Below are 14,377 nucleotides of genomic sequence, written 5' to 3'. Positions count from 1 at the left end.
CATGAAGCCACGCACACTCCAAATCCGGCATCCGATGCGGCACTCGATGCCGCAGCCGGTGCAGCATGCGACGCGCCTCCCGCTGCGCCCGCTCGCGTTGTCGCTCATCTGCATGGGCATGGGCATGGCGCCCGCGCTGGCGCAGACCGTGCTGCCGAGCTTTCAGCCGGGGCGCTTCGTCACGCAGGGCGGCGTCACGGTGGGCACCACCACCACGGCCACCGCCGCCGGCGGGCAGGCGCTGGGCATCTCGCAGAGCACGCTGCGCGCCATCATCGACTGGAACAGTTTCTCCATCGGCGCGAAGGACGCGGTCAACATCCAGCAGACCATGGGCGTGGCCAGCATCCTGCTCAACCGCGTGACCGGCAGCGAGCTGTCGACCATCGCCGGCCAGATCAACGCCAACGGCCGCGTGTTTCTCATCAACCCCAACGGCGTGCTGTTCGGCGCGGGCGCGAGCGTCAACGTCGGCGGCCTGCTGGCCTCGACGCTGGCCATGAGCACCAGCGACCCGAGCTTTCTGGAAGGCACGAAGAGCTTCACCTTCGAGCGGCTCGACGCCAACGCCAAAACCGTGTCCAACCTCGGCGCAATCAGCGCCAGCGGCGGCCCGGTGGTGCTGATGGGCGCCGGTGTCAGCAACGCCGGCAGCATCACGGCGGACGGCCAGACGGTGGCGCTGGCGTCGGGGCGCAAGATCACGCTCGACCTGGCGGGTGACGGCCTCACCAACCTCACCATCACGCCGGACTCGATGGCCACCAAGGCCTCCGTCGCCAACAGCGGCACGCTGCAGGCCGACGGTGGCCGGGTGGTGCTGGTGGGCCAGTCGACCACGGTCGGCGACCTGGTGGTGAACCAGACCGGCATGGTGCGCGCGCGTTCGCTGGGCGTGAAGAACGGCGAGATCGTGCTGGGCGCGGGCAGCGACAACGAGCTGCGCGTGAGCGGCACGCTGGACGCCACGTCGAGCGGCACCGTGGCGGGCGGCAGGATCGACGTGTCGGGTGGCCGCGTGCGCGTGGAAGACGCCACGCTGGACGCCAGCGGCCAGGCTGGCGGCGGCACGGTGCGGCTCGCTGCGCTCACGGGCATGGCGGTCGCGCCCAATGCCACGCTGCGCGCCGACGGCCTGGCCGGCAATGCGGCGGGCGGCGACATTCGCATCGAGGCGGCCAGCTACGCGGCATTGCCGGGCACCGGCAGCGAAGCACCGCCGGCCACCGTGCTGGGGCTGCATCTGTCGGGCGAACTCTCGGCGCGTGGCGCGGGGTCGGGTGCCGGCGGCAAGATTTTCACCAGCGCCAATGCCGTCGAGGTTGGTGACGATCTCGCGGTGTCGGCCGCGGGCGGCGGCAGCAGTGGCGCCACCAGTGGCGCCACCAACGGGCAGTGGACGCTGCAGTCCGACAAGCAGATCGTCGTGACCTCCAAGGCGCCGGCGTACGACCCCGGCAGCTATGTCAACGCGAGCGGCGCGGACGCCAGCCAGGTCAGCGCACAGGCCCTGGGCAACGCGCTCGGCCGGTCGACCGACGTGGTGCTTTCGAGCAACGCGCGCAATGCCGAAGGCGGGCAGCAAGCGCTGGGCGTGGTGTTCGACACCGCCGCCCAGGTGGTGAAGAGCGAGGGCGGCAATGCTTCGCTGCGCGTGGATTCGGCCACCGGCATTTCGATGATGGCGGGCTCCGCAATCCAGTCGAAGACCGGCGCGCTGAACGTCGACTTCAACGCCGATGCTTTCGGTGCGGCCTTGCCCGCCGGCGACGCGCCGATTGCCGTCGCCTTCGCAGCACCGCTCGCGCCCATCATGCTGACCGACGCGACCATCGAGACCAACGGCGGCAATGTGCGCTTCTACGGCCAGAGCGATGCGCTCAACGGCCGCGCCGTCGGCTACATCGACAACGACTACAGCGGCGTGCCTTTCGACAGCGCCGGCGTGCAGGTGAGCGGCGGGCGCATCTCCACCTGCGCCGTGGGCGCCACCAGCTGCACGCAGGGCGGCAGCATCAGCCTGCGCGGCCTGGGCGGAACGCTGCTGTCCAGCTCCACGCTGTCGGGCAGCACCGGCGTGCTGCTCGCAAGCACCGAAATTCTCAGCGGCAGCGGCGGCATCACCATCGACGGCGTGGGCGGGCTCACCGGCAGCGGCGTGGACATCGGCCGCACCGCCTCCGAAGGCGGCCCCGGTGCACGCACGCGCATTGCATCGTCCAGCGGCGACATCGCGCTGACCGGCACCACGCGCGGTTGGTCCGATGGCGACGCGGTGGCGCGGCTGTCTTCCCGCACTGCGGGTGCGGGCGTGAAGGTGAACGGCAGCGACATCGCCACCGGCGGCAATGTGCGCATCGAAGGCAAGGGCGCCGACCTGAGCGCGCTGCTGAACAACGAGGAATTCGGCAAGCTCTCTGCGTCGTCCACCGTCAACGCGTCGCATGGCGTGATGGTGGGCGACGCCAGCATCGTGGCCGGGCTGGGGCGGCGCATCGACGTCGAGGGCACTGCCGGCAGCGCCGGCGTGGTGTACGACTTCAACGGCGCACCGCTGCCGCCCGCGGCCGGGCTCGACGAAGGCCTCACGCCCGCCGCGGTGTGGATCCGCGCCAGCGGCGCGGGCCAGGGCCTGCGCGTGGAAGGCGGCCAGCTCACGGTGAACGGCGGCACGGGCGACGTGCTGCTGCAGCGTGGCACGCAGGCCGACGCGCTGCTGAGCACCGCGAGCAACAGCGTGGCCGGCGGCTCCATCACCGTCACCGGCCGCAACATCTACGCCGGCGGGCTCGATGGCGAGGCCGGCACGCTGGCCGATGCGCGCGGCGTGGGCACGGGCGGCGACGTGCGCCTGCAGGCCTCGGTGCGCGCGAGCGACGGCACGGGCGGCATGCTGGCCCTGGCCGCGGGCCAGTCGGTGCTGGCCGACAGCGCCTCGGCCACCGGCAACGGCGGCAGCATCCGCCTGCTGGCGCAGGACAGCCTGCGCGCGCACGGCACGCTGTCGGTGCGCGGCGGCACGGCGGGCGGCAACGGCGGGTTCGTGGAGACCTCGGGCGGCAACGTCGACCTCACCGGCATCCGCGTGAACGCTGGAGCCGCCGCAGGCACCGCGGGCAAGGCCGGCAGTTGGCTCATCGACCCGTTTGCCGTGTCCATCATCAACGGCACGGGCGGCGGCACGTTGCCCACCAACCCCTTCGACGCGCTGGCCAATTCGACCGTGCAGGACGGCGACATCAACGCCGCGCTGAACGGCGGCTCCAGCGTGAAGATCACCACGGGCACCGGTGGCGCGGGCGCGGGCGCGGGCAGCATCACGATGGCCAACGACGTGCTCATCGACTACACGGCGGCCAACGGCGCGCTGAGCTTTGAGCTGGACTCCGGCAACAGCATCCAGGCCAACGGCGTCGGCACCACCATTCGCTCGTCGGGCACGGGCGGCCCGCTGAACGTGGTGTTCAACGCGGGCGTGAACCCCGACGGCACGCCCTCCGCGTCCACCGGCGCCATCACCTACAACGGCAGCATCGACACGCGCGGCGGCAGCGTCACGATGAACGCGCGCGGCGACGGCACACCCACCAGCGGCTCTGTCTTCATGAACGGCGCGCAGGTGCAGACCGGCGGCGGTGCCGTCACGCTGTTCAGCGGGCAGGCCGGCGCGCCCACCGGCTTCGTCACGCTCATCGATTCCCAGATCGACACGCGCGTGGGCCAGAGCGACGCGGGTGCGGGCGGCGCGGTGCAGATTGCGGGCGGCAACGTGACGCTGTCGGGCGTGCAGCTGGCCAGCTCCACCGGCGCCATCGATATTCGCGGCACCTCGGCGGACTCGAACAGCGGCGTGGTCATCACCAGCGGCCGCGGGCCGTCGGCGCTGTCGACCACCAGCGGCAACGTCACCGTGCAGGGCGTGGCGCGGCGGCAGGCGTCGTCGACCTTTGCCGGCTCGCACGGCGTGCTGGTGGGCGGCGGCAGCAGCATCACCACGGGCAGCGGCAGCATTGCGCTGCGCGGCTACAACTTCAACAACGACCCGACCGCGCCGGCCGTCAATGGCGACAGCGGCGTGCGGCTGGAGAACGGTGCCCGCATCGTCACCACCGGCGGCGGCAACATCGAGATCACCGGGCGCTCGCTCAACGGCGGCACCGGCGTGGCCATCGAGGCCGGCGGTTCGCCCACCGCGCCGGGCGCGCTGCCGGTGGTGCAGGGCAGCGGCAACGTGGTGCTGCGCGCGCTGAACGACGGCAGCACCGACGCGCTGGTGATCGGTGCGCCGGTGAGCGCGGCCGGTGCCATCGACCTGCGGCCCGGCGGCATGGACGACAGCTTCACGGTGTTCGACGCCACCACCACCCCCATCGTGCTGGGCGGCGCGGGCACGGGCGGTTTCTCGGTGTCGGGCGCGGAGTTTGCACGGCTCACAGCGCCCACCATCGTGGCGGGCAGCAACACGCAGGCGGCGGACATCACCGTGGCCGGCGCGCTCACCACACCGGGCGCGCTGACGCTGCAGAACGACGCGGGCGGCAACATCGCCGTGAACGGCCCCGTCAACGCCACGCAGGTCGGGCTGCTGTCCGCCGGCAACATCACGCAATCGGCGGCGGGCAGCATCACCGCCACCAACCTGCTCGCGCGTTCGCTCAAAGGCTCGGTCGATCTGCGCAACGCCGCAAACAACGTGGCCACCGTGAGCGGCAGTGCCGCGGGCAGCTTCGGCTACGTGGACGCCGATGCGCTCACGCTGGGCGCGCTGAGCGTGACCGGCTTCGACGCGGCCGGCAACCAGGCCGCGGTGACCGGCGTCGGCTCGATGGCGGCCGACACCGTGTTCGTGCGCACGCTCGCCAATGACCTGACGCTGGCCACGACTGTCAATGGCGGCAGCGGCACCGACCTGGTGGCGGCGGCACGTTTTCAGAACCCCGGCGGCTTCGGCATCGGCGGGGGCGCCTGGCGCATCTGGGCCGACACCTGGGTGGGCGAAACGCGCGGCGGCCTGGCCGGCACCGGCACCTTGCCCAACCTGTACCACTGCGCCTACCTGGGCCTGTGCACGGTGACCGTGCCCACCGGCGGCAACCACTTCATCTACGCGCAGCAACCCACCGCCACCGTCACCATCGACAACGCCGCGCGGCCCCAGGGCGCGCCCAACCCGTTCTTCACGTACAGCGTGAGCGGGCTGATTCTGGGCGACACCGGCGCAAGCTTCAGCGGCGCGCCAGGCACCGGCGCCAACGCCGGCAGCCCGCCGGGCCACTACCCGATCGACGGTGCCTTCGCCTCGGCCGCAGGCTACGCGGTGAAGGTGGTGCCGGGCGACCTGCGTGTGGATGCAGCGCCGGCCCTCGTGTCCGTGCGGCCGGTGTTGCCTTCGGTGGACGTGGTGCCGGGCGACCTGCGTGTGGATGCAGCGCCGGCCTTCGTGTTCGTGCGGCCGGTGTTGCCTTCGGTGGACGTGGTGCGCGAGCTGCCCTCCACCTACCTCTACGACCGCAACATCGGCCAGGCGCCGATCTGCCTGGCGACCGGTCCGCTGGACGGCGACCGCGCATCACAGTCGGGCGACGTTCTGGCGCGCGAATGGTCGCGCGTGCGCTCGCGGCCCAACCTGCTGAGTTGCGTCAACACCGAGCGGCGCAACGGCTGCGCCGACTTCTGAGTGGGTGGCCTCACTCCGGCGGCCGCGCCGTGATGACGAAGAGCTGCGCCATCAGGTCGGCCAGCAGCCGCAGTTGCGGGTCTGGCGTGAGCGGCGCATGGCGGTAGGCGGCCACATGGTCGTCGAGCCCGTCGATCGTGCCGGCGAAGAACAGGCGCCGCAGCGCGCCACCCAGCGCATCGTTTTCCGCGCTGCGCGGGCGGTCGTCGATGGTGCTGTGCGCATGGCTGTCGAGCGCGGGCGTGGCCAGGAACGGCGCGAGCACGGCGGCGCGCATGCGCCCGGCGTGCAGCAGCGCATGCAGCGTGGTGTCGAAGGGCTGCGCCGGGCCCGCGGCCAGTGCCTCGCGCAGCAATGCCGGCAGCGTGCGCAGGCCCTTCGGCGTGACAAGGTAGGCCACCGCGCCCCAGTTGTAGAGCCCGCGGGCGTCGAGGATCTCTATGCCGTCGATGGCATCGCGCGGTGCGCCCGCGTCGCGCGGCAGGTGCTTGCGCAGGCTCTGCCAGAGCATCAACAAGCTGGGCGCCGAGGTGTCGGGCAGGCATTCGAGAAACACCATGTCGAAGCCTTCGAGCTGCGTAAGCGCCTCGGGCTGGTGCAGCAGCGGCGGCAGCGCGCGGCTCAGCAGGGCGTCATCTTCGAGCACCAGAAAGAAGGCACCGGGCGGTGCGCCTTCGATGGCTCGCGTGTGCGAGACGAAGCAGGCGTGCTCGCGCGGGCTGATGGGGGCGTCGGGAAGTGCGGCGGATGCCGGCAGCCCGCACGTGTCGGTGGCCTCCAGGCGGGCGATGCCCGGCAGGCCGAGCGCGAGCAGTTGCACCTGCATCGCGTCGCGTCGCGCGGTGCTGCCTTGCAGATTGATGAAGCAACCGTTCATGATGGCGTGATGACCCGTGTCTGTGCGGCATTCTCGCGTGGCCAGCACGCGCCCGGTGGCGTTTTGCGGCGGGGCGCGGCATGACGTCGGCTGGCGCAGCGCGACCCTGGCTGAGCGTGGTGCTGCCGTTCTATCGCAAGCTGGCGGAGTTCGAGCGCGTCATCGGCCTCAACGCGCCGTTCTGGTCGCGCCCCGGCATCGAGGTGGTGATTGCGCTCGACGACAACGTCGAGGAGGCCGCCCTGCAGCAGCTGCTCGCGCGCTTCGACGCGGTGCGCTGGACGCTGCTGGTCAACGACCGCGCGCATGCGTGGCGCCCGCCGAGCTGCGCGATCAACGCGGCTGTGCGCCACAGCACGGGCCGCTTCGTGCTCGTGCATTCGCCCGAATCGGCCTACGTGGGCGATGCACCGGCCATGGCGCTGCACACGGCGATGCACCACTCACGTGGCGTGGCGGTGGGGCGCGTCGGCTTTGCGCGCTTCGACGCGCTGGGCGCGGGGGAAGGTGCCGGTGCCTCTCTGTCCGACCTGTTCGCGCAGACCGTGCCCGACGCCCTGTACCTGCGCACCTTCTACGGCTCTCTGTGCTGCGCGCGCGAGGCCTTCGAGGCGGTCGGCGGTTATGACGAATCGCTGGCGCGGTGGGGTGGCGACGACGATGACTTTCGCGTGCGCCTGGAAATGGCCGGCTGGCAACTGCAAGCCTGCGCGGACCTGAAGCTGCTGCACCTGTCCTTCGAGGCGCGCGACGGTGCAGAGCAGTTCGATGCGGACAACGACTGGGCGCGGTGCACGCCGAGCGTGGCGCGTGCGAACGACGACGGCACCGGCCAGGGCAATGAATGGGGTCGCGACTTTGCGCGCATCGCCCGCAAGGATGCTGAGGTGCCGTCGCGCGAGACCGACGTTGCACCGCCCTGGCTGTGCCCCGTGCCCATGCCCGTGCCCGCGATTGCCATCGGCTCGCGCCGGCAGTGCGAGATCTGCGCGCGCATGGTCCACCACGAGCCCACGCCGCCTTTTTACTGCGCGCATTGCAGCCCGGCCGCGCCGCAGCGCCTGACCGCGCGGCCGCGCATCGTCTGCGTGATGCAGCTGCACAACGAGGCACGGCTGCTCGAAGGTTGTCTGGCGCACCTGCGCGACCACGTCGACGGCTTCGTGCTGCTGGACGACGGATCGAGCGACGACACCGCGCACATCGCGCGGCGCGAGCCGAAGCTGCTCGAGCTGCTGCGCAACCCGCCGCGCCAGCCGCATGCGTGGAACGAACGCGAGAACCGCCGCCGCCTGCTGGCCTGCGCACGCGCGCACGGCGCCGGCTGGGTGCTGGTGTGCGACGCGGACGAGCGCTACGAGACGCTCTTTCTTTCGCACCTGCAGCCCATCGTCGATTCGCTGCCGGAGGCGCAGCTCTCTTGCCTGACGCTCTCGGTGCACGACCTTTGGGACGCGCCCGACCGCTTCCGCGTCGACGGGCCCTGGGGGCGCAAGCAGCGCACCTGCCTGTTCCGCTTGCCGCAGGACATCGGCTTCGACGAGGCGCCCGCGCTGCATGGCCCGTGGTACCCCGACATCGTGGCGCGCCACGGCGTGATGTACCGCAGCCACTACCGGCTGTACCACCTGAAGATGGTGCGACCCGAGGACCGCACGGCGCGCCGCGACCTGTACCGCCGCCTCGACCCCGAAGGCCGCTACCAGGCCATGGGCTACGACTACCTGGCCGAAGAGGGGCCGCAGCTGCGGCTCTCCGAGGTGGCGCGCGAGCGCGGCTACGACCTGTCGAGCCTGCCGCACGACCTGGCGGCGCTGCTTCAGGACGGCGGGCCCGCGCTGGCTGCGAGCGAACGCAGAAAGTCGCCGCGGTAGGTGCGCGTGCCGGTGTGCGTGAGGCAGGAGCGTGTGTCGACGAACACCTGCCCGCCCAGCGACTGCCAGCGCCGGCAGAAGGCGAAGTCCTCGCTGAGGTAGCGCCCGTTGCCGGGCTCGGCCCATACGTCGAAGAAGCGGTGGTGCGGCAGCGCGGCGGCGGTGGCGTCGTCCATGCGGTCGGGCGTGTAGCGCAGCTCCGGCATGGCCTGCGCGAGTTGCGTGAACACGCTGCGCGCGATCAGCATGAAGCCGGTGGGCGCGTCGAGCACCTCGGCAAAGCCGTCGGCGTCGGCTCGGCGGGCTACGTCGGCGTGGGCCAGGTTCACCGGAAAGACCGCATGGCGTGCCTCGAAGTCTTCGCGCGTGCTGCCCGCGGGCAGCGCCTGCGCCAGGCCTTCGCGCGGCCAGCCGTCGCTCTTGTGCGGGTACACGCCGGCCACCACGTCATGGCCCGCCAGCAGCAGCCGCAGCGCGGCGTCGGGCTCGAAACCGATGTCGGCGTCGATCCAGAACAGGTGCGTCCAGCGCGTGTCCGCCATGAACTCCGCCACCAGCCGGTTGCGCGCGCGCGGAATGAGGCTGTCGCCGTCGAGAAAGCGCGTCTGCATCGCAAAGCCGTGCCGCCACGCAAGGTTGACCAGCCCGAGCAGGCTGCGCACGTAGTCGCTGGTGAGCTGGCCGGTGTAGCTGGGCGTGGCGATGAAGGGGCGGATGTGCTGCAGGGCGTCGATGGGGAGCATGGGCGCTTCGGGTTGTCGGTGGAACAGGTGCCGCGGGAAGGTGAGGGGAATGAGTGAATGAGTGGGTGCGAGCTTGCCGCCCCTCACACCGCATGCGCATGCCGCCGCGTGGTCAGCAGCGCCCGCAGCTTGGCCGGCGCCACCGGCTTGGTGAGCAGCATCACGCCGCCGTGCCTCAGGCGTTGCAGCACCTCGGGCCCGGTGGCGCCCGACACCAGCACCGCGAGCGCGTCGGGCTGCAGGCGCTTGGCGGCGTCGATCACGTCCACGCCGTCGCCGTCGCCCGCCAGCTGCAGGTCGCACAGCACGGCGTCGAAGGCGATGTCGCCGGTGCCCATGCGCGCGATGGCCTCGGCGCCGGTGGTCACGCATTCGGCCTGGCAGCCCCATTGCTCCAGCAGCGTGCGGCTGCCGTCCAGAATGGCCGGGTCGTCGTCCACCACCAGGCAGCGCAGGCCCGCCAGCGGCGCCATGGCCAGCGGCGCGGGCTCGGGCGGCGGCACGTCGGCCATGTCAGCCGCACGGACGGCAGGCAGCGTGAACGCGAAGGTGCTGCCAGCCTGCAGCGCCGAGCGCACGGTGATGCGCGTGCCCAGCAGCGCGGCAATGCGCGCGCAGATGGCCAGCCCCAGCCCGAAGCCGCGGCGGCGGTCGCGCTCGGTGTTGGCCACCTGATAGAACTCCTCGAAGATGCGGCCCTGGTGAATGGGCGCAATGCCCACGCCGTTGTCGCGCACTTCGATGCGCACTTGCTCGGGGCCTTGCCCCGCAACACGCCGCGCCGCCACCAGCACCGTGCCCCCCGCGGGCGCATGCCGCAGCGCATTGGCCACCAGATTGCCCACGATGCGCTGCAGCATGGCCGCGTCGGTGCGCACGGCCAGGCCGCGGTCGCTCCAGCGCAGCCGCACGCGGGCTTCCGCCGCAGTGGCGGCGTGTTGCGCGTCGAGCTGGTCGAACAGCGCGGCAAGCGACACCTGGGTGATCGACGGCGTGAGCACCTGTGCGTCGAGCCGCGAAATCTCGAGCAGGTCGTCCAGCAGCACACCCATGAACTCGGTGCTCTCCTGCAGCCGCAGCACGGCCGGGCGCTGCGTGGGCGAGGCGCCCGGCAGCAGGCCGTCGATGAACAGGCCCATGGCATGCAGCGGCTGGCGCAGGTCGTGGCTGGCCGCGGCCAGAAAGCGGGCGCGCGAGAGCGCGGCCTGTTCGGCCTCGGCCATGCGCTGCAGCGCCACGGCGGTGGCCGCGCGCACCTGTTCCTCGCTGATCTCGCGGTTGCTCTGCAGGCGCTCGGCCAGGCGGTCGATGTCGTGCGCCAGCACCGCCACCTCGTGCGTGCCGCGCACGCCGCCTTCGACCACGCCGCAGCGCACGTCGAAGCGCCCGGCCTCCAGCGCCGCCACGGTGCGCGACACGCGCCGCAGCGGCCGCGCCACGTTGCGCGCCATGTGGCGCACCGAGGCCCAGGCCGCCAGCAGCGCCACCAGCGCAATGCCCACGCCCGCGAACAGCGAGCGGCTGCGCTCGCGCGAGTAGGCGGTGGTGTCGCGAAAGGTCTGCACCAGCCCGATGGGCGTGTCGCCCCCCGCGGTGGAGCCCGCGGGCGCGAAGGCGCTGGCGCGTGAAGCCTCGCGCAGCGTGACCGGCGAGGTGAACATGCGCAGCTGAGCAAGCGATGTGGTCTTGGGCCCGGCCGCCACGTACACGCCCGCGCTGTTGCTGATTTCCACCCGCGCCACCTGCCCGCCGCGCAGCGCGGCGTTGGCCACGTTCTGCAGCGCCGGCAGGTCGCCTGCGTACAGGCTCAGGTCGGACATGGCGGCCACCTGGCGCGCCACGGCCTGGCCTTCGGCGTCGAACGCGGCCTCCAGGGTCTGCAGCCGGCTGTGCGTGAACCAGCCGGTGAGCGCCAGCGCCACCGCGGCGCACGGCACCACGCCCAGGCGGAACAGGTCGTGCTGCAGGTTGCCGCGCACCACCAGCGTGTGGGCGCCAGCCGCCGCTGCATGTGCAGCGCCATCCGGGGGCGGCACGCTGCTCATCGCGGGGCCGCGAGGCGTTCGGTCAGTTCCCGTTCCTCCGGCAGACGCAGGCCGAGTCCGCGTGCCACGGTGGCGTTGACGCGCACGGTGGCGGGCGTGGCCGCTTCCACCAACGGCGAGTTGTTGTTGCTGTTGCCGGCGCCGGCCGCGCTGGCCACCTTCTGGCCGAGCAGGCGCGCCTGGTGCGCGAGCTGCGACGGCGTGGACACCGCCGCCGCCAGTCCGCCGGAGCGCACCAGCCCTTCGCTGGCGCCGAACACCGGCAGGCCCGCGCCCGCGCCGGCGCGCAGCACCGACAGCGTGGCCGCCTGGTTGTCGCCGATGAGGTCGGGCAGCACCATCAGCGCGTCGCTCTGCGGCACCACCTGGCGCAAGGCGCTGGCCAGCGAGGTGGCGTCGGGCGCGTATTCCACGCGCACGTCCCAGGCCGGGGTGGCGCCCTGCGCGGCGCGCTGCAGCTCGCGCACCAGCGGCTGCGACTCGGCCGTGGCAATGACGCCGATGCGGCGCTTCTGCGGCAGCACCGCGTTGATCAGCGCCAGCTGGTCGGCCATGGCAGGGTCGCGCAGCAGCACGCCCACGCGGCGGTCGGCGCGGCGCAGCGCGGGGCTGGCGGCCTTGAGGTTCTCGTACTCGAGCCGGCTGAGCATGGCCAGCACCAGCGGCTCCTGGCCCGGGCGCTCGACGGCGGCGCGCGCGGCGGCGGGGCCCACGGCCATGGTGAGGGGCGCATCGGCGGCGGTGCGCAGGCTGCGCGTGCGCACGCCGGCGTTGGCGGCGCGCTCGGTGTCGGCGGCACCGGCCGCGTTGTCCGCCGCCTGCGGATCGACCCCGCCCGGCGACAGCCGCACCAGGTCGAACTTGCCGTCGGTGCCCTGGTCGGCGCGCAGCTGCTGCACAAACTCCGAAGACGCCGCCGCGTCGTCGCCCATCAGCACCGTGAGGTTGCTGGCCGAAGCGGTGGCAGCGGCCCCTGCCGTGCACATGACCAGCGCGGCGAGCGCCAGCCGCGCCGGGTGGGCGACAGTGCGCACCCTTTCGGAAAAGGGCAAGAGGACGGGTTTCACGGCAACGGGCATGGACTGCTTTCGCAGCAAGGGGCGATGAACCAATGTAAGGACCGGACTGGCTTCGCGCGATAAGGCGGAGGGCTTATGTCAACCCTCACAAGGGCCTGCCCGCGTGACGGATTTCACGCCGTGGCAGCCGCTCGGCCTATGTCCGACGCACTACCCCCGTGCTTACCGCAGCCCTTTCAGGCCAGTTGCGCAACCGCCGCGCGCTGCGCCTGAATGGCCTGGCGCAGCACGCGCGGGGACACCGGCTTGTAGAGCACCGTGATGCCCGCGTTGGCCACTTCGCGCAGCCGGTCGGGCTTGGTCTCGCCCGTCACCAGCAGGCGCGCGGTGGCCGGGCCGATGCCGTGCGGGTGCCGCTCCAGCGCGGCGATCACGTCCAGGCCGTTGTCGCCGCCCTGCAGCAGCAGGTCGCTGATGACCACGTCGGGCGGCTGCTCCCAGGTGTCGGCCAGCGCCAGTGCCTCGGCGCGGGTCTGCGCGGGCAGCACCTCGGCGCCCCAGTTGGCGAGTACCACGCTCAGGCCCTCAAGAATGGTGCGCTCGTCGTCGATCACCAGAATGCGCACATTGGCCAGGCTTTCTTCCTCCTCGATGGCGGCCACCGCCAGCGAGGCCGTGGGCGCCGGCAGCGCGGCCTGCGCGGAACGCACCAGCACCCGCACGCAGGTGCCCTTGTTGAGCCGCGAGCTGAGCTCCACGCGCGTGTTCAGCAGCTCGGCCAGCCGCTGCACCGTGGCCAGCCCCAGGCCCATGCCGCGGGCGCCGCGCGCCGCCTGGCGCCCGGTGGGCTCCACCTGATAGAACTCTTCGAACACCCGCGCCTGGTGCTGTTTGGCTATGCCCACGCCGGTGTCGACCACGTCGATGCGCACCCCCTTGCCGCGCCTGCGCGCGCCAATCAGCACGCCGCCGTCGATGGTGTGGCGCAGCGAGTTGGACACCAGGTTGTTCAGGATGCGCGAGAGCATCACGTAGTCGCAGCGCACCCACAGCTCGGTCTTGCGCGCCACCAGCCGCAGGCCCTGCTGCTCGGCCACCGGGCGAAAGTTGCGGCTGATTTCGTCGAACAGGCGGTCCAGCGGAAAGTCGGTCCACTGCGGCTGCAGCACGCCCGCGTCAAGCTGCGACAGGTTCAGCAGCTCGGAGAACAGCCGGTCGAGCGAGTCGACGCATTCGCGGATGTGGCCGATGCGCTTGAGCTTCACCGGGTCGGTCTCGCCGTTGGCCAGGCCGTCGGAGAACAGCGTGAGCGCATGCAGCGGCTGGCGCAGGTCGTGGCTGGCGGCGGCCAGCAGGCGGGTCTTGGCCTGGCTGGCCACTTCCAGCTGCGCGTTCTTGCGCGCCAGCTCTGCCGTGGCCTCGTTGATGCGGCTTTGCAGCAGCCGGTGGCTTTCCGCGAGCGCGCGGGCGGCCTGGTTGAAGCCGTGCTGCAGGTGGCGCACCTCCGACGTGCCTTCGATGGCCACGCTGGCGTCCTCCCCCGCGCCAAGGCGGTCGACCGCTTTGCCCAGCGCACGAATCGGCTCGCTGATGCGCCGCGCCGCCCACCAGCCCGCCAGCCCCACGCCCACCAGGCTGATGGCCAGCACCAGGCCCACGTTGAGCCACACAGAGCGCCGCGCACCCTGCACGGCGGCCAGGCTCATCTCGACCATCACCTTGCCGGCGTGGCGCCCGTCGTCGCTCACGATGGGCACCACCACCTGCAGGCCTTCGCCGCGGGCGCGGTCGGTGGTTTCGGAGTTGGCGACGATCTCGCCGTCTTCGGTCCAGATCTGCACCTGCTGCACGTTGGGCTGGTAGGTGCCCGACTGGGCGGTGCGCTGCAGCGCCCGGCGGTCCATGCGCGCCAGCGGAGCCTGCGCCACCGTGGCCACCTGCAGCGCCACCGTCTGCGCATTGGCGCGCATCAGCTCCGTGAGGTTGCCCAGGTGCTGGCGCGTCAGCACGCCAATGGCCGCCAGCGTGGCCAGCGTGGCGGGCACCAGGGCCAGCAGGATCAGCTGCTGCGCGAAGGTGAGGCGGGCCAGCCCGCGCAGGACGCGAAAGTTCCAGTTCATGGGCGCATCGCGCACGGGGGCC

At 72.0% G+C, this 14,377-nt stretch carries 7 protein-coding genes; 2 read left to right on the top strand and 5 right to left on the bottom strand.

The window, feature by feature from the left end:
* The first annotated feature begins 1 nt into the window (after window position 1).
* Entirely contained in the window at window positions 2-5,677 is a 5,676-nt protein-coding gene (locus VLK31_RS24625; RefSeq protein WP_409171083.1) for a beta strand repeat-containing protein, read from the top strand.
* Between the two features lie 10 nt (window positions 5,678-5,687).
* On the opposite strand, the gene VLK31_RS24620 is transcribed toward VLK31_RS24625, so the two are convergent.
* Entirely contained in the window at window positions 5,688-6,554 is an 867-nt protein-coding gene (locus tag VLK31_RS24620) for a hypothetical protein (protein ID WP_409171082.1), read from the bottom strand.
* An 80-nt stretch (window positions 6,555-6,634) separates the two neighbouring features.
* Between VLK31_RS24620 and VLK31_RS24615 the strand changes: the two genes are divergently transcribed.
* The gene (locus VLK31_RS24615) at window positions 6,635-8,428 is read left to right on the top strand and encodes a glycosyltransferase (RefSeq protein ID WP_409171081.1); all 1,794 of its coding nucleotides are present in this window, start codon (window positions 6,635-6,637) and stop codon (window positions 8,426-8,428) included.
* On the opposite strand, the gene VLK31_RS24610 is transcribed toward VLK31_RS24615, so the two are convergent.
* The 4 genes from VLK31_RS24610 to VLK31_RS24595 form a co-directional block, all read right to left on the bottom strand.
* Window positions 8,374-9,171 (bottom strand): hypothetical protein, encoded by a 798-nt coding sequence (locus VLK31_RS24610; protein WP_409171080.1) that lies wholly within the window; start codon window positions 9,169-9,171, stop codon window positions 8,374-8,376. The genes VLK31_RS24615 and VLK31_RS24610 overlap by 55 nt on opposite strands.
* 83 nt (window positions 9,172-9,254) lie before the next feature.
* Entirely contained in the window at window positions 9,255-11,216 is a 1,962-nt protein-coding gene (locus VLK31_RS24605) for an ATP-binding protein (RefSeq protein WP_409171079.1), read from the bottom strand.
* On the bottom strand, window positions 11,213-12,250 hold the full coding sequence (locus VLK31_RS24600) for an ABC transporter substrate binding protein (protein ID WP_409171078.1): 1,038 nt from the start codon (window positions 12,248-12,250) through the stop codon (window positions 11,213-11,215). Before VLK31_RS24600 ends, VLK31_RS24605 begins: the two co-directional genes overlap by 4 nt.
* Before the next feature lie 221 nt (window positions 12,251-12,471).
* Window positions 12,472-14,355, bottom strand: coding sequence for an ATP-binding protein (locus VLK31_RS24595; RefSeq protein ID WP_409171077.1), 1,884 nt, complete (start codon window positions 14,353-14,355; stop codon window positions 12,472-12,474).
* Window positions 14,356-14,377: the final 22 nt, after the last annotated feature.

The organism is Variovorax sp. H27-G14 (assembly GCF_046156345.1).
Taxonomy (GTDB): Bacteria; Pseudomonadota; Gammaproteobacteria; order Burkholderiales; family Burkholderiaceae_C; genus Variovorax.
The sequence above is the reverse complement of the archived record's forward strand: the minus strand, read 5'-3'. Positions and strand labels throughout refer to the sequence as shown.

Coding starts and splice junctions, on each gene's coding strand:
- VLK31_RS24625 (WP_409171083.1), top strand. CDS start 2: ATGAAGCCACGCACACTCCAAATCCGGCATCCGATGCGGCACTCGATG.
- VLK31_RS24605 (WP_409171079.1), bottom strand. CDS start 11,216: ATGAGCAGCGTGCCGCCCCCGGATGGCGCTGCACATGCAGCGGCGGCT.
- VLK31_RS24615 (WP_409171081.1), top strand. CDS start 6,635: ATGACGTCGGCTGGCGCAGCGCGACCCTGGCTGAGCGTGGTGCTGCCG.
- VLK31_RS24620 (WP_409171082.1), bottom strand. CDS start 6,554: ATGAACGGTTGCTTCATCAATCTGCAAGGCAGCACCGCGCGACGCGAC.
- VLK31_RS24610 (WP_409171080.1), bottom strand. CDS start 9,171: ATGCTCCCCATCGACGCCCTGCAGCACATCCGCCCCTTCATCGCCACG.
- VLK31_RS24595 (WP_409171077.1), bottom strand. CDS start 14,355: ATGAACTGGAACTTTCGCGTCCTGCGCGGGCTGGCCCGCCTCACCTTC.